Consider the following 16,479-nt stretch of genomic DNA (forward strand, 5'->3'; position numbering starts at 1 on the left):
ACGAAAAAGTCATGTAATGTTACGCGATTCTGGCGGTTATCCCACCATATAAGTCGCCGTCGCACTGGCAATATGCGTTTTCTCTTCGTTGTGCAGTTCAACGCGCGCCACGGCAACCTTGTTCCCGGCGCGCAGCAGCGTGCTGCTGGCGGTAAAGCGCGTGCCGCGCCCCGGACGCAGATAGTCCACGCGCAGATCGATGGTGCCCATTTTCGACAGCCGCTGGCGCAGCTCGTCTTCATTAATGGTGTCGTGGCGCGTCAGCGTGCTGCCTACGCACACCAGCCCGGCGGCCACGTCCAGCGCTGAGGCGATCACACCGCCGTGCAGAATGCTTTGCGCCCAGTTTCCCACCATCATCGGCTGGTTGTTAAAGCTCAGCTGCGCAAAGGCTTTTTCGTAGACTTCCAGCTCCAGATTCAGAGCGCGGTTAAACGGCATATGGTAGACAAAGATTTCCCCAACCAGCTTGAGCGCTTCGGCGGCGGTGAGTTCGGCAGACATAATGACCTTATTTTTGTGTGTTAATAAAATGTTGATTTTATGCCGATTGAATGTTGATTTCTACTTTCGGAAAGGTTTGATGAGCAAGAACAACGTAAAAAGGTAGAATGAGTGTCATTTTGTTATTCATTGTTTTTATATATCTCAGGGGAAAGTGACTGATGCGATTCTCAAGGAGTGGGTTACTGGCGTTGCTGCTGCCTGCCTCGGCGCTGGCGCAGGAAGCGACGATTAAGGAAGTACATGATGTACCGGCGGTGCGTGGCAGTATTATTGCGAACCTGCTGCAGGAGCATGACAATCCGTTCACGCTCTACCCTTATGAAAGCAACTACCTGCTGTATACCTGGACCAGCGATCTCAATAAAGAGGCGATTCGCTCCTACGACTGGGCTGAGAACGCGCGTAAGGACGAGGTGAAGTTTCAGCTGAGCCTGGCTTTCCCGCTGTGGCGCGGCATTCTGGGAGATAACTCGGTGCTGGCGGCTTCCTACACGCAGCGCTCCTGGTGGCAGCTTTCTAACAGCGGTGAATCTGCGCCGTTTCGCGAAACCAACTACGAGCCGCAGATGTTCCTGGGCTTCGCCACCGACTATCGCTTTGCCGGCTGGACGCTGCGCGATGTTGAAGTGGGCTTTAACCATGACTCAAATGGCCGATCTGACCCGACCTCGCGCAGCTGGAACCGCCTGTATACGCGGCTGATGGCGCAAAACGGCAACTGGCTGGTGGAAGTCAAACCCTGGTATGTGATTGGCGATACCGACGATAACCCGGATATCACCAAATATATGGGATACTACCGGCTGAAAATCGGCTATCAGCTGGGCGATGCGGTGCTGAGCGCGCAGGGGCAGTACAACTGGAACACCGGCTACGGCGGCGCGGAGCTGGGCGTCAGCTATCCGATCAGCAAACATGTGCGCGTCTATACTCAGGTCTACAGCGGCTACGGTGAATCGCTTATTGATTACAACTTCAATCAAACCCGCGTTGGGGTGGGTGTAATGCTTAACGACCTGTTTTAACAGGGTATCCGACGGTTTGTTGCGAGCATGGCCGAAGGATTTCGTCTAAAACATTGCAGTTTGGCACGCAGGCGCTGAAAATAGCGCCTGTTTTTATTTTCAGGTAAATGGGGTCAACGTGGCACAGGCGGAAGTTATCAATCAGGAATCGCTGGCTAAACAGGTTTTGCAGGAGACCTTTGGCTATCAGCAATTCCGCCCGGGCCAGGAAACCATCATCGATACCGTGCTCAGCGGCCGCGACTGCCTGGTCGTGATGCCTACCGGAGGCGGTAAATCCCTTTGTTATCAGATTCCTGCGCTGGTGATGGACGGCCTGACGGTGGTGGTTTCACCGCTGATCTCGCTGATGAAGGACCAGGTCGATCAGCTGCTGGCAAACGGCGTGGCGGCGGCGTGCATCAACTCCACGCAGACCCGTGAACAGCAGCAAGAGGTGATGGCTGGCTGCCGCACCGGGCAGATTCGCCTGCTCTATATTGCCCCTGAACGTCTGATGCTGGATAACTTCCTTGAGCATCTGGCGCACTGGAACCCGGTGATGCTGGCGGTCGATGAGGCGCACTGTATTTCGCAGTGGGGCCACGATTTCCGCCCGGAATATGCCGCGCTGGGACACCTGCGCCAGCGCTTCCCGGCGCTGCCATTTATGGCGCTGACCGCCACCGCCGACGACACGACCCGCAGCGATATTGTGCGCCTTCTGGGGCTGAACGATCCCCTGATTCAAATCAGCAGCTTTGACCGGCCTAACATTCGCTACATGCTGATGGAGAAGTTTAAGCCGCTCGACCAACTGATGCGTTACGTGCAGGAGCAGCGCGGTAAATCCGGCATTATCTACTGCAATAGCCGCTCGAAGGTGGAGGACACCGCCGCGCGTCTGCAAAGCCGGGGAATTAGCGCCGGAGCCTATCATGCCGGGCTGGAAAATGACGTGCGCGCTGACGTGCAGGAGAAATTCCAGCGCGATGACCTGCAAATCGTGGTTGCGACCGTCGCGTTTGGTATGGGCATCAACAAACCTAACGTGCGCTTTGTGGTGCACTTTGATATTCCTCGCAACATCGAATCCTACTATCAGGAGACTGGCCGCGCCGGGCGTGATGGCCTGCCTGCGGAGGCGATGCTGTTTTACGATCCGGCGGATATGGCATGGCTGCGCCGCTGTCTGGAAGAAAAGCCAGAAGGCATGCTGCAGGATATCGAGCGGCATAAGCTCAATGCGATGGGGGCCTTTGCCGAAGCGCAAACCTGCCGTCGTCTGGTGCTGCTGAACTACTTCGGCGAAGGGCGTCAGGAGCCGTGCGGCAACTGCGATATCTGCCTCGACCCGCCAAAACAGTACGACGGCGTGCAGGATGCGCAGATTGCGCTGTCGACCATTGGCCGGGTGAACCAGCGCTTTGGCATGGGCTACGTGGTGGAGGTGATTCGCGGCGCGAACAGTCAGCGTATCCGCGAGTTCGGCCACGATAAGCTGAAGGTCTACGGGATGGGGCGTGATAAAAGCCATGAGCATTGGGTTAGCGTCATTCGCCAGCTGATCCACTTAGGCTTTGTCACGCAAAACATCGCCCAACATTCAGCTCTCCAGCTCACGGATGCCGCGCGCCCGGTGCTGCGCGGTGAAGCGCCGCTGCAGCTTGCCGTACCGCGTATCGTGGTGCTGAAGCCACGTGTGATGCAGAAAGCGGCGGTCGGCAACTACGACAAACAGCTGTTTGCCAAGCTGCGTAAGCTGCGTAAAGCCATCGCCGATGAAGAAAATATCCCGCCGTACGTTGTCTTTAACGATGCGACCTTGATTGAAATGGCCGAGCAGATGCCTGTTTCGCCGAGCGATATGCTTAGCGTCAACGGCGTGGGAACGCGTAAGCTTGAGCGTTTTGGCCGCGAGTTCCTGGCGCTGATTCGCGCTCACGTTGATGGTGACGATGAAGAGTAGTCAGTTGACGGAAAAAGTGTCAGGATAGTCACTCACTGTACTATTTTCCGCGAATTTATTGTCCCGTTGGGTATGTCTATCATGATAACGCTATTTCTTACCGTGGCGCTGGTGCACATCATTGCGTTGATGAGCCCTGGTCCAGACTTCTTTTTTGTCTCGCAGACTGCCGTCAGCCGCTCGCGTAAAGAGGCGATGATGGGCGTGCTGGGGATTACCTGCGGCGTTATGGTCTGGGCGGGCGTGGCGCTGCTTGGCCTGCATCTGATTATCGAGAAGATGGCGTGGCTGCATACCATTATCATGGTCGGCGGCGGTCTGTATCTGTGCTGGATGGGCTACCAGATGCTGCGCGGGGCGTTGAAGAAAGAGAAAGCATCGACGGAATCCGAACCGCAGATTGAACTGGCGCAGGGTGGACGCAGCTTTATGAAGGGGCTACTGACCAACCTGGCGAATCCGAAAGCGATTATCTACTTTGGCTCGGTGTTCTCACTGTTCGTTGGCGACAGCGTTGGCGCGGGCGCGCGCTGGGGCATTTTCCTGTTGATTATCCTCGAAACGCTGGCGTGGTTCACCGTGGTGGCCAGCCTGTTTGCGCTGCCGGCGATGCGTCGTGGCTATCAGCGTGCGGCGAAGTGGATTGATGGCGTAGCGGGGACATTGTTTGCCGGTTTCGGTATTCACCTGATTATTTCGCGCTAACCGCGTAGGCCCACTCGCCAGGAGTGGGCCCGATTCGTCCTTTTCTCTGCGTCAGGCATGCCTTGCCGATGCCAGCAGCGCGCCAACCAGCATAAACAGCGAACCGAACACCTTATTCAGCGCCTTCATTTGTTTCGGCCCTTTAATCCACGCCGAAATACGCTGCGCCAGCGTGGCGTAGCCAATCATCACGATGATATCGACCACAATTGTGGTCACCCCAAGGACCAGGTACTGCATCACCTGCGGCTGGTGCGGCACGATAAACTGGGGGAACAGCGCGGCAAGAAACACAATGCTCTTTGGGTTAGTCAGGTTAACGAACACCGCGCGCTGGAAAAGTTTGCCGCGTGATTGCGTTTTGGCCAGCGTTTTCAGGTCAATAGAGCCTGCCGCGCGCCACTGCTGGATACCCAGCCAGATAAGATACGCTGCGCCCGCCCATTTCAGCACTTCAAAAGCGAGCACCGAGCGGGAGAACAGGGTACCCAGACCGATACCCACCAACACGATATGGATAGCCAGCCCGGCCTGCAACCCGGCAATCGATGCCGCTGCGCCGCGGTAGCCGTGGTTGATGGAGGTGGTCATCGTATTGATCGCCCCTGAGCCCGGTGAGAGGCTTAGAATTATGGATGTTAGTAAGTAGGCGAACCACCATTCGAAGGTCATGAGAAACTCCCTGATTGTCTGTTTTTATGCCACAATACGCTATTGTCCAGACGTTGTGTGAGACGTCACAAAAAAACAATTTTCAGCGGTTAACAGGGGTGGAAGCCCGATGTTTCAACAGCAAAAGGATTGGAATACAAGAGAAAACGCGTTTGCTGCGTTTACCACCGGCCCGTTGATGGATTTCTGGCGCGGACGGGAAGAGGCGGAGTTTGTCGGCGTCGATCGCGTTCCGGTACGATTTGTACGTTTCAGCCTGCCTGCGCATGACCGGGTTATCGTGGTCTGCCCGGGGCGAATTGAAAGCTACGTGAAGTATGCTGAACTGGCATACGATCTTTTCCACAGCGGTTTTGATGTCCTGATTATCGACCACCGCGGTCAGGGGCGTTCCGGGCGTATGTTGTCCGACACCCATCGTGGCCACGTGGCGAAATTCAGCGACTACGTCGACGATCTTGCCGCCTTCTGGCAGCAAGAAGTTCTGCAGGGACGCTGGCGTCAGCGGTTTATTCTCGCCCATTCCATGGGGGGAGCAATTGCGACGCAGTTTTTACAGCGTAATCCCCATGGCTGTGATGCCATCGCGCTTTGTGCGCCGATGTTCGGTATTATCATGCGTCTGCCAGAATGGGTTGTGCGGCCGCTTCTCGATTGGGCTGAGGGCCATCAGCGTCTTCGTGAAGGGTATGCAATGGGAACAGGCCGATGGCACGCGCTGCCGTTTAGCCTTAACGTATTGACCCATAGCCGCGAACGTTATCGGCGCAACGTGCGTTTTTACGCCGATGAACCCCGGTTGCGGGTGGGCGGGCCAACGTACCACTGGGTCAGAGAAGGCATTCTGGCAGGAGAACAGATCCTTGCCGACGCCGCAAACGACGCGTTTCCTGTGCTGCTGATTCAGGCAGAAGAAGAACGCGTGGTGGATAACCGCATGCACGATCGTTACTGCGCCCTTCGCGCGGAGGCGGGCCACCCTTGTGAGGGCGGTAAACCGCTGGTCATCGAAGGCGCCTATCATGAGATCCTTTTTGAAAAGGACGCTATGCGCTCAGTAGCACTCAATGCCATCGTCGATTTTTTTGGTCGACACCCTTAATTCGGCGCCAGCGCCGCACTTTTTAGAGGTTAAATTCGAATATGTACCAGGTAGTCGCATCTGATTTAGATGGCACCTTACTCTCCCCTGACCACCACTTAACGCCGTATGCCAAAGAGACGCTACAGCTGCTGACCGAGCGCGGCCTGCACTTTGTGTTCGCCACCGGTCGTCACTATATTGATGTTGGTCAGATTCGCGATAATCTGGGGATCAAATCCTACATGATCACCTCTAACGGTGCGCGCGTGCACGATGCTGACGGCAAACAGGTCTTCGCCCACAACCTCGATCGCGATATTGCGGCCGATCTCTTTGGCATCGTTAATGCCAACCCGGATATCGTGACCAACGTCTATCGTGACGACGAATGGTTTATGAACCGCCATCGTCCGGAAGAGATGCGTTTCTTCAAAGAAGCGGTGTTCAACTACACCCTGTATGAGCCGGGTTTGCTGGAACCGGAAGGCGTCAGCAAGGTGTTCTTCACCTGCAACGACCACGAAACGCTGCTGCCGCTGGAGCAGGCGATCAACGCCCGTTGGGGCGATCGCGTGAACGTGAGCTTCTCGACGCTGACCTGTCTGGAAGTGATGGCGGGCGGCGTGTCGAAAGGTCACGCGCTGGAAGCGGTGGCAAAAGCAATGGGCTATACGCTAAAAGACTGTATTGCCTTCGGCGACGGCATGAACGATGCCGAAATGCTGTCGATGGCGGGTAAAGGTTGCATCATGGCCGGCGCGCACCAGCGTCTGAAGGATCTGCATCCGGACCTCGAAGTGATCGGGTCAAACGCCGATGACGCGGTACCTCACTACCTGCGCGATATGTACTTGCGATAAAAAATTGACGACTGGCTATTTAGTGGTCAGTTGTCAACCTTCAACTCCGCTACAATGCGTGTTCATTTTCCAATCGGACATTCATTGTGGCGCTCCTGATTATTACCACGATTCTGTGGGCCTTTTCATTCAGTTTTTACGGCGAATACCTTGCCGGGCATGTAGACAGCTATTTTGCGGTGCTGGTGCGCGTGGGTTTGGCGGCGCTGGTGTTCCTGCCATTTCTGCGTACGCGCGGACACAGCCTGAAAACCGTCGGGCTGTATATGCTGGTGGGGGCGATGCAGCTGGGCATCATGTACATGCTGAGCTTCCATGCCTATCTCTATCTGACGGTCTCCGAGCTGCTGCTCTTTACCGTGCTGACGCCGCTCTATATCACGCTGATTTATGACCTGATGAGCGGGCGCCGTCTGCGCTGGAGCTACGCTTTTAGCGCACTGCTGGCGGTGATCGGCGCGGGCATTATTCGTTACGACCACATCACCAGCCACTTCTGGACCGGTCTGATTCTGGTGCAGTTATCGAACATCGTCTTTGCCATCGGCATGGTTGGCTATAAACGCCTGATGGAAACCCGCCCGATGCCGCAGCATAACGCCTTTGCCTGGTTTTATCTCGGGGCGTTTCTGGTTGCGGCGGTGGCCTGGACGCTGCTCGGCAACGCGCAGAAAATGCCGCAAACCCTGCCGCAGTGGGGAATTCTGGTGTTCCTGGGCGTCGTCGCATCGGGGGTGGGTTACTTTATGTGGAACTATGGTGCCACGCAGGTGGATGCGGGCACCTTAGGCATTATGAACAATATGCATGTGCCGGCGGGGCTGCTGGTTAACCTGGCAATCTGGCACCAACAGCCGCACTGGCCGAGCTTCCTCACAGGCGCGGCTGTGATCCTGGCCTCGCTGTGGGTGCATCGGCACTGGGTCGCTCCGCGTTCTTCACAAACGGCAGATGATCGCAAGCGTGGTTCCGCGCTGAACGAATAAACGCGTCCATCACCGGCTGACGCTGCTCGCCATCGCGCACGGCGGCGTACAGCCGGCTCCACAGCCCCTCGCCCAGGGTTTTGGTCACCACCAGGCCCTGGCGCTCAAAACTCTCTACCACCCAGTGCGGCAGGGCGGCAATGCCCATTCGCGCTGCCACCATCTGAATGAGCAGCAACGTGTTATCCACGCTTTTCAACTGCGGGCTAATGCCTGCTGGCTGAAGGAAATGACGCCAGATATCCAGACGCTGACGCTGTACCGGATAAATCAACAGCGTTTCTGCCGCCAGATCTTCCGGCGTAATTCGCGCTTTGGTCGCCAGCGGATGGTCCGGCGCCAGAATCAGGCGCACTTCGTAATCAAACATTGGCGAATAGTGCAGACCGCTACGCGGCAGGATGTCGGAGGTCAGCACGATATCCAGCTCGCTTTGCTGTAGCGCCGGCTGTGGGTCGAAGGTGACGCCGGACTTAAAGTCCATCTCTACCTGCGGCCACTGCTTATGGAAGTTTTCCAGCGCGGGCGTCAGCCACTGAATACAGCTATGGCACTCAATGGCGATGCGCAGCGTCGCCTGCTGCGGTTCATGACAGGCCTGAAGCGCTTGGGTTATTTGCGGCAACACCTGATTAGCCAACTGCAGCAGGATTTCGCCCTGTGGCGTAAAGCGCAGCGGCTGGCTCTTGCGGACAAAAAGTCGAAAGCCGAGGCGCTGCTCCAGATCGCTGAACTGGTGGGAGAGGGCGGATTGCGTCTGATGCAGCGTCGCCGCTGCCGCTGCGAGCGACCCGCAGTTCCGCAACGCCTGGAGCGTTTTCAGATGTTTAATTTCAATCATGAAAGTCCTTCACTTCGGCATGAACAATTTGCGCTTGAGGATTATACAGTACCTTCACATTATGGATGTGTAAACATCTGGACGGCTAAAACACAAAAAATCCATGAGAGGCATATGATGACTATTCTGAACCACACCCTCGGTTTTCCTCGCGTTGGCCTGCGTCGCGAGCTAAAAAAAGCGCAAGAAAGCTACTGGGCGGGTCACGCCTCCCGTGAAGAACTGCTGGCTGTAGGCCGCGAGCTACGCGCCCGCCACTGGGAGCAGCAGAAGCAGGCGGGCATTGACCTGCTGCCGGTGGGCGATTTTGCCTGGTACGATCACGTGCTAACCACCAGCCTGCTGCTCGGTAACGTTCCGGCGCGTCATCAAAATAAAGACGGTTCGGTTGATATCGATACCTTATTCCGCATTGGCCGTGGTCGCGCCCCGACGGGTGAGCCAGCGGCGGCGGCAGAAATGACCAAATGGTTTAATACCAACTATCACTACATGGTGCCGGAGTTCACCAAAGGTCAGCAGTTCAAACTGACCTGGACCCAACTGCTGGATGAAGTAGACGAAGCGCTGGCGCTCGGCCACAAGGTGAAGCCTGTGCTGCTGGGGCCGGTTACCTACCTGTGGCTGGGGAAAGTGAAGGGCGAGCAGTTTGACCGCCTGAGCCTGTTGAACGACATTCTGCCGGTGTACCAGCAGGTGCTGGCGGAGCTGGCAAAACGGGGTATTGAGTGGGTACAGATTGATGAACCCGCGCTGGTACTGGAGCTGCCGCAGGTTTGGCTGAACGCCTTCAAACCCGCGTACGATGCGCTGGCAGGGCAGGTAAAATTACTGCTGACCACTTATTTTGAAGGTGTAACGCCAAACCTGGATACCATTACCGCGCTGCCGGTGCAGGGTCTGCATGTTGATTTCGTGCACGGTAAAGATGATGTCGCCGAGCTGAACCAGCGTCTGCCTGCCGACTGGCTGTTGTCAGCGGGGCTGGTGAACGGTCGTAACGTCTGGCGCGCCGATCTCAGCGAAAAATATGCGCAAATTAAAGATATCGTCGGCAAACGTGACCTGTGGGTGGCTTCTTCCTGCTCTCTGCTGCACAGCCCAATCGATCTCAGCGTGGAAACCCGCCTTGATGCCGAAGTGAAGAGCTGGTTTGCCTTCGCGCTGCAAAAATGCGGCGAGCTGGCGCTGCTGCGCGATGCGTTGAACAGCGGCGATACGGCGGCAATTGTGGAATGGAGCGCACCGATCCAGGCGCGTCGTCACTCTACCCGTGTACATAACGCCGCGGTGGAAAAACGTCTGGCGGCGATCGCCGCGCAGGACAGCCAGCGCGCCAACGCTTACCCGGTTCGCGCCCAAGCGCAGCGTGCCCGCTTTAATCTGCCGGCCTGGCCGACCACGACGATCGGCTCATTCCCGCAAACCACCGAAATTCGCGGCCTGCGTCTGGACTTCAAAAAAGGCAATCTTGATGCTGCACACTATCGCACCGGTATTGCGGAGCATATCAAACAGGCGATTGTTGAACAGGAACGTCTGGGGCTCGACGTGCTGGTGCACGGTGAAGCCGAGCGTAACGACATGGTGGAATACTTTGGCGAGCATCTGGATGGTTTCGTCTTTACCCAGAACGGTTGGGTGCAGAGCTATGGTTCTCGCTGCGTGAAGCCGCCGGTGGTGATTGGCGACGTCAGCCGCCCGGAAGCGATCACCGTGGAGTGGGCGAAGTACGCGCAGTCGCTGACCGACAAGCCGGTAAAAGGTATGTTGACCGGTCCGGTGACCATTCTTTGCTGGTCATTCCCGCGTGAAGACGTGACGCGTGAAACCATCGCCAAGCAGATTGCGCTGGCGCTGCGTGATGAAGTGGCGGATCTGGAAGCGGCGGGCATTGGCATTATTCAGATTGATGAACCGGCGCTGCGCGAAGGTCTGCCGCTGCGGCGCAGCGACTGGGCCGCGTATCTGGCGTGGGGGGTAGAAGCTTTCCGTATTAACGCGGCGGTGGCGAAGGATGAAACCCAGATCCACACCCACATGTGTTACTGCGAGTTCAACGACATCATGGATTCCATTGCGGCGCTGGACGCGGATGTCATCACCATTGAGACCTCACGCTCCGACATGGAGTTGCTGGAATCGTTTGAAGAGTTCGACTATCCCAACGAAATTGGGCCGGGCGTCTACGATATTCACTCGCCGAACGTCCCGAGCGTGGAGTGGATTGAGGCCCTGCTGAAGAAGGCGGAGCAGCGTATTCCGGCTGAGCGACTGTGGGTGAACCCGGACTGCGGCCTGAAAACGCGCGCCTGGCCGGAGACCCGCGCGGCGCTGGCGAACATGGTCAAAGCCGCGCAAAATCTGCGTCAGGCGTAAGTAACGGCGGGCAGGCGTTATGCCTGCCCGCCCATCAACCGGCTGAGGTGGTGGCTCAACCACGTCAGTTCATCTTTGTGCCGCACCAGCCAAACAGAATCATCTCTCGCGGGTCGCTTAATTCATGTCAGCGCCATTGCTGGCAATCACTCTCTGGTACCACCAAAAAGAATCTTTGCGCAGACGCTGGAGAGAGCCATTGCCTTCGTCGTCCTGGTCAACATAGATAAAACCGTAGCGTTTTGACATCTGCGACGTGCCGGCGCTGATGATATCGATGCAGCCCCAGGTGGTGAAACCCATCACCTCCACCCCTTCATGAATGGCGGCCAACGTTTGCTCAAAGTGGGCGCGGAAGTAGTCGATGCGGTAATCATCGTGAATTTTACCGTCCACCACCACGTCTTTCGCGCCCAGGCCATTTTCAACGATAAATAGCGGCTTCTGGTAGCGGTCATACAGCTCAAGCAGCGAAATTTTCAGGCCAAGGGGGTCAATCTGCCAGCCCCATTCCGATGCGGGTAAATAGGGATTTTTCACGCCCAGCACCGTGTTGCCGGGAATGCGCTCGGCATCGGGCTGCGTCGACTCGGTCATCGACATGTAGTAACTAAAAGAGACGAAATCGACGGTATGCTGTTTTAATATGTGGCGATCTTCATCATGCATGGCGATCTCAATACCGCGACGTTCAAGATCGCGCAGGATCAGCGGCGGATATTCGCCAAACACCTGTACGTCGGCATAGAAGTAATTTTCGAGATTCTTTTTCAGCGTCGCCTCGACATCCTCCGGGCGGCAGCTGTGCGGATAGGTGGTGAGCTTGGTCAGCATGCAGCCTACCAGGCTGCCGGGAATGATGGCGTGGCAGTCGCGGGTGACTAACGCGGAAGCGACAAACTGATGATGTAGCCCCTGGTAAATATCCTGTTTTGCCTTGCCCGGCGCGCTTTTCTCTTCGCGGATCCCGGCCGTCGTAAACGGGTGGCGATGAATACTGTCAATCTCGTTAAACGTCAGCCAGTAGCGCACCAGATCTTTATAGCGCTCGAAGCACACCTTGCTGAAACGTACGAAGGCATCCACGACGTTTCGGTGCACCCAACCGTTATACTTTTCACTAAGCGCCAGCGGCATTTCATAGTGTGAGAGCGTCACCAGCGGCTCAATGTGATGGCGGCGCAGTTCACGGAACAGGTCTTCATAAAATTGCAGCCCCGCTTCGTTCGGCTCGGCATCTTCGCCGGTAGGGAAGATGCGCGACCAGGCGATGGAGACGCGCAGTACCTTAAAGCCCATTTCGGCGAACAGCGCGATATCCTCTTTATAGTGATGGTAAAAATCAATGCCGCGACGTTTCGGATACAATGCATCGTTTCGGCCCAATAGCGCATCCTGCACGTTTTCATCCGTCAGCGCGGCGTGCCCCGCGTAATCCTTCAGCGACAGATTGGGTTTCCAGGAGATTGCATCGGCGACCGATGGCCCTTTACCCGCCACGTTCCATGCCCCTTCGGCCTGATTTGCGGCGATCGCGCCGCCCCATAAAAACCCCTGTGGAAACGAGAGAGATTTTGCCATTACACGGACTCCTTAAGCGTCATAATAATCTGCGGGTTGGAATGTTTTTCGTCGTGGCCGTTTTGCGACAGTGTGAATCGTTCGCCGTTGGTCACCACCATCATCAACACGTGGGCCACCGTCCCGTTCGTAGGCCCACTGTGAAGGAGATGACTTTGCGAGAGAAAACATCGTCGTTAACTTTTTCAGGGGAATAATTTGCCCTTCAACGGGGCGAATAAACGTGAGCGGAGCCGCTTTTTCGGCAGCCTTGTCGTGCCGCCCGCCAGGGGGATGAGATCCAGTGCCGTCTGCAAAGGGGGCATGCCGGGTCCCTGTCAGTAGAGCAAAAAAAGACCTGAAGCCGAAGGTCTCTCGAAAGAGAAGATCGGCTTCAGGCCTTGCTTACGGATCGTCGTGATACACCTGTGCTTACCACCCTGAACGGCGAGCGGCTTAACCCTTTTTACCGTTGTACTGCGCGAACCACGCTAGCATGCGCTGCCAGCCGTCTTTGGCTGACTCTGCATGATAGCTGGGACGATAATCAGCGTTAAATGCGTGCCCGGCATCGGGATAAACCACGATATCCGCTTTCGCGTTCGCTGCGCGTAACGCGTGGCGCATGGTTTCCACGGTATCAAGCGGAATACCGCTATCTTTACCGCCGTACAGGCCGAGCACCGGTGCGCTGAGATCGACCGCCACGTCGACCGGATGTTTCGGGCTGTTCAGCGTTTTATCCCCTATCAGACGGCCATACCAGGCGACGGCGGCCTTCAGCTGCGGGTTATGCGCGGCGTACAGCCACGCAATGCGGCCACCCCAGCAAAAGCCGGTAATCGCCAGGCGGTTGGCGTCGCCGCCGTTGCGGGCGGCCCAGCTAGCGACATGATCGAGGTCGGCCAGCACCTGCGCGTCGGGCACTTTGCTGACCAGCCCGCTGAACAGCGACGGAATGTCGTCATAATCGTTCGGATCGCCCTGGCGGAAATAGAGCTCCGGCGCAACGGCCAGATACCCCTCGAGCGCCAGGCGTCGGCAGATATCACGGATGTGTTCGTGGACGCCAAAAATCTCCTGCACTACGATGATTACCGGAAGCGGCGCATCGCTGTGTTTGGGGCGAGCGTGATAGGCGGGCAGCAGATCGCCCTGTGACGGAATGGAGATTTCTCCCGCCGTAATCGCCTCTTCGGGCGTATGAACGATGGTCGAGGCATGAGGTGAAGCCGCAGGGGCAAATCCAGGTTGTTTGTTGGTTGTCATGGCATTCTCCGTACCCTTTTAATGAACGCATAGCCGAATTACAGTGCCTTAATGCGGCGTATTTTTGTGCAGCAGGAATTAACAATAACTTGTTAATGTGATGTGAATCACTAATTGCGTGGAATTTAATGTAATATTTTTAATTCTTAGTGATGGTAATCACGAAAAAGAGTTGTGGTCTTCTATAAAGTACATTTTTGCTTCTTCTGACAAAACTGAACCACAGAGGAGTTTTTTATGTCCAAGTCTGATGTTTTTCATCTCGGTCTCACTAAAAATGATCTACAAGGGGCCACGTTAGCGATTGTCCCTGGTGACCCGGAGCGTGTGGAAAAGATCGCCGCGCTGATGGAAAAGCCGGTCAAACTGGCATCTCATCGTGAATTTACCTCCTGGCGTGCCGAACTCGACGGCAAGCCGGTCATCGTGTGCTCAACCGGTATCGGTGGCCCATCTACCTCTATCGCCGTGGAAGAGCTGGCGCAGTTGGGTATCCGTACCTTCCTGCGTGTGGGCACCACCGGGGCGATTCAGCCGAACATCAACGTCGGTGACGTGCTGGTGACGACCGCTTCCGTCCGTCTGGACGGTGCGAGCCTGCACTTTGCGCCGATGGAATACCCGGCTGTTGCTGATTTCGCGTGTACCACCGCGTTGGTTGAAGCAGCGAAATCTGTGGGTGCAACTACCCACGTGGGCGTAACCGCCTCTTCCGACACCTTCTACCCGGGTCAGGAACGTTACGACACCTTCTCTGGCCGCGTGGTGAAAGCCTTCAAAGGCTCCATGGAAGAGTGGCAATCCATGGGCGTGATGAACTACGAAATGGAATCGGCCACGCTGCTGACCATGTGTTCCAGCCAGGGTCTGCGTGCGGGGATGGTTGCCGGCGTTATCGTTAACCGTACCCAGCAGGAAATTCCAAACGCAGAGACCATGAAGCAGACCGAAAGCCACGCGGTGAAAATCGTGGTGGAAGCGGCGCGCCGCCTGCTGTAATTTTCCCTCCCTTTGCGAAAGGCCGACTTGTTCGGCCTTTTTCTTTTTGCGTAGACGCTCGCAGGAAACTGCTTTAAAACTGGACGTTTATACAGCACAATTCTATTTTTTGCAGATAACCGGTTTATGCAGGGGGCATTGTGGATATTGCCGTGGTGATTTATGCGCTGGTGGCGCTGGCGGGGATCGCGATTGGCTGGCTGGCGGCGAGCTATCGCGTGGCGCAGCAGCGCGCCGAGCAGTTAGCGGAAGAGCGTGATGTGTACGGTGAGCTGAGCGCAGCGAAACAGCAGATTGCCCAGAATGCCCACTGGCGTGAAGAGTGTGAGTTGCTCAATAACGAACTGCGTAACCTGCGGGAAATCAACTCGTCGCTGGAGGTCGATCTCCGTGAAGTGACCACGCTGCTGGAAACCACTCGCCAGCATGGTGATGAAAAATATCGCCTGATGCTCAACAGCGAACAGCGCCTGAGCGAACAGTTTGAAAACCTCGCCAACCGCATCTTTGAACAGAGCAACCGCCGCGTTGATGAACAGAACCGGCAGAGCCTGCACGGCCTGCTTACGCCCCTGCGCGAGCAGCTCGACGGTTTTCGCCGCCAGGTACAGGAAAGCTTTGGTCAGGAGGCGCGTGAGCGCCATACTCTGGCGCATGAAATTCGTAACCTCCAGCAGTTAAACGCTCAGATGGCGCAGGAAGCGGTCAACCTGACCCGGGCGCTGAAGGGCGACAACAAAACCCAGGGCAACTGGGGGGAAGTGGTGCTGACCCGCGTGCTGGAGGCTTCCGGCCTGCGGGAAGGGCACGAGTACGAAACCCAGGTGAGCATCAATACCGATGCCAATTCGCGCATGCAGCCCGATGTGATCGTCCGTCTGCCGCATCGCAAAGACGTGGTGGTCGACGCCAAAATGACGCTGGTGGCCTACGAGCGTTACTTTAACGCGGAAGATGATTACACCCGTGAAGCGGCGCTGCAGGAGCATATAGCGGCGGTGCGTAACCATATTCGCCTGCTGGGGCGCAAAGACTACCAGCAGCTGCCGGGCCTGCGTTCGCTGGACTACGTACTGATGTTTATCCCCGTCGAGCCGGCTTTCCTGCTGGCGCTTGACCGCCAGCCAGAGTTAATCAGCGAAGCGCTGAAAAACAATATCATGCTGGTAAGCCCCACCACGCTGCTGGTGGCGCTGCGTACCATCGCTAACCTGTGGCGCTATGAACATCAAAGCCGCAATGCGCAACATATTGCTGAACGAGCCAGCCGCTTATATGACAAAATGCGCCTTTTCGTGGACGATATGTCGGCCATCGGCCAGAGCCTCGATAAAGCCCAGGATAACTACCGCCAAGCGATGAAAAAGCTGACCAGCGGGCGCGGCAATCTGCTGACGCAGGCAGAAGCCTTCCGCCACCTTGGGGTAGAGGTGAAGCGCGAGATTAATCCGGATTTGGTTGAACAGGCGACGGCGCAGGACGATGATTTTCGTCTGCGCGATGATACCGACGCGAATGATGACAATCCGTTAGCCGCAGAACGCCGCTAATCCGGCGTCGGGACGGATTTCGTAACGGGGTGGAATCGTAGGGCAATTGCGTCCAATCTGTTACACTCCATGAACATTTTCTTGATAAGCAGGC

Annotated in this window: 14 protein-coding genes; 9 read left to right on the forward strand and 5 right to left on the reverse strand. The window is 56.4% G+C overall.

What is annotated here, in order from left to right; translation table 11 throughout:
* Positions 1-36 precede the first annotated feature (36 nt).
* Positions 37-504: an acyl-CoA thioesterase YigI gene (gene yigI / locus M989_RS14435; protein ID WP_064546455.1), complete on the reverse strand. Its 468-nt coding sequence runs from the start codon at positions 502-504 to the stop codon at positions 37-39.
* Positions 505-665: 161 nt separating this feature from the next.
* Here yigI and pldA point away from each other — a divergent pair, with 161 nt between their 5' ends.
* The 3 genes from pldA (at position 666) to rhtC (ending at position 4,185) form a co-directional block, all read left to right on the forward strand.
* Positions 666-1,532 carry a phospholipase A gene (pldA, locus tag M989_RS14440; RefSeq protein ID WP_064546457.1) on the forward strand — a complete coding sequence of 289 codons (867 nt, stop codon included), beginning with the start codon at positions 666-668 and terminating at the stop codon, positions 1,530-1,532.
* A gap of 118 nt (positions 1,533-1,650) precedes the next feature.
* Positions 1,651-3,480, forward strand: coding sequence for an ATP-dependent DNA helicase RecQ (recQ, locus tag M989_RS14445; protein WP_064546459.1), 1,830 nt, complete (start codon positions 1,651-1,653; stop codon positions 3,478-3,480).
* A gap of 81 nt (positions 3,481-3,561) precedes the next feature.
* Positions 3,562-4,185, forward strand: coding sequence for a threonine export protein RhtC (gene rhtC / locus M989_RS14450; protein WP_064546519.1), 624 nt, complete (start codon positions 3,562-3,564; stop codon positions 4,183-4,185).
* Between the two features lie 51 nt (positions 4,186-4,236).
* On the opposite strand, the gene rhtB is transcribed toward rhtC, so the two are convergent.
* Complete coding sequence (gene rhtB / locus M989_RS14455; RefSeq protein WP_064546461.1) at positions 4,237-4,857, reverse strand: homoserine/homoserine lactone efflux protein; 621 nt, start codon at positions 4,855-4,857, stop codon at positions 4,237-4,239.
* Positions 4,858-4,966: 109 nt separating this feature from the next.
* On the opposite strand from rhtB, the gene pldB reads away from it, so the two are divergent.
* The 3 genes from pldB (at position 4,967) to M989_RS14470 (ending at position 7,787) form a co-directional block, all read left to right on the forward strand.
* Positions 4,967-5,959 (forward strand): lysophospholipase L2, encoded by a 993-nt coding sequence (gene pldB / locus M989_RS14460; protein WP_064546463.1) that lies wholly within the window; start codon positions 4,967-4,969, stop codon positions 5,957-5,959.
* Between the two features lie 41 nt (positions 5,960-6,000).
* On the forward strand, positions 6,001-6,801 hold the full coding sequence (gene yigL, locus M989_RS14465) for a sugar/pyridoxal phosphate phosphatase YigL (RefSeq protein WP_064546464.1): 801 nt from the start codon (positions 6,001-6,003) through the stop codon (positions 6,799-6,801).
* A gap of 86 nt (positions 6,802-6,887) precedes the next feature.
* Positions 6,888-7,787 (forward strand): carboxylate/amino acid/amine transporter, encoded by a 900-nt coding sequence (locus tag M989_RS14470; protein WP_064546466.1) that lies wholly within the window; start codon positions 6,888-6,890, stop codon positions 7,785-7,787.
* Here M989_RS14470 and metR read toward each other — a convergent pair.
* Positions 7,675-8,628 (reverse strand): HTH-type transcriptional regulator MetR, encoded by a 954-nt coding sequence (metR, locus tag M989_RS14475; RefSeq protein WP_064546469.1) that lies wholly within the window; start codon positions 8,626-8,628, stop codon positions 7,675-7,677. The genes M989_RS14470 and metR overlap by 113 nt on opposite strands.
* Before the next feature lie 117 nt (positions 8,629-8,745).
* Between metR and metE the strand changes: the two genes are divergently transcribed.
* Complete coding sequence (metE, locus tag M989_RS14480) at positions 8,746-11,007, forward strand: 5-methyltetrahydropteroyltriglutamate--homocysteine S-methyltransferase (protein ID WP_064546521.1); 2,262 nt, start codon at positions 8,746-8,748, stop codon at positions 11,005-11,007.
* 117 nt (positions 11,008-11,124) lie between these two features.
* Here metE and M989_RS14485 read toward each other — a convergent pair whose 3' ends face one another.
* Both M989_RS14485 and M989_RS14490 read right to left on the reverse strand, forming a co-directional pair.
* On the reverse strand, positions 11,125-12,588 hold the full coding sequence (locus M989_RS14485; protein ID WP_064546471.1) for a glycoside hydrolase family 1 protein: 1,464 nt from the start codon (positions 12,586-12,588) through the stop codon (positions 11,125-11,127).
* Between the two features lie 435 nt (positions 12,589-13,023).
* Complete coding sequence (locus M989_RS14490) at positions 13,024-13,836, reverse strand: dienelactone hydrolase family protein (RefSeq protein WP_064546473.1); 813 nt, start codon at positions 13,834-13,836, stop codon at positions 13,024-13,026.
* 237 nt (positions 13,837-14,073) lie between these two features.
* Between M989_RS14490 and udp the strand changes: the two genes are divergently transcribed.
* Together udp and rmuC are read left to right on the forward strand one after the other, a co-directional pair.
* Positions 14,074-14,835, forward strand: a complete 762-nt coding sequence (udp, locus tag M989_RS14495) for a uridine phosphorylase (protein ID WP_064546475.1) — start codon at positions 14,074-14,076, stop codon at positions 14,833-14,835.
* A gap of 140 nt (positions 14,836-14,975) precedes the next feature.
* On the forward strand, positions 14,976-16,385 hold the full coding sequence (rmuC, locus tag M989_RS14500; protein ID WP_064546476.1) for a DNA recombination protein RmuC: 1,410 nt from the start codon (positions 14,976-14,978) through the stop codon (positions 16,383-16,385).
* The last annotated feature ends 94 nt before the right edge of the window (positions 16,386-16,479 follow it).

The sequence above is a fragment of the Kluyvera georgiana ATCC 51603 genome (assembly GCF_001654985.1).
Classification (GTDB): domain Bacteria; phylum Pseudomonadota; class Gammaproteobacteria; order Enterobacterales; family Enterobacteriaceae; genus Kluyvera; species Kluyvera georgiana.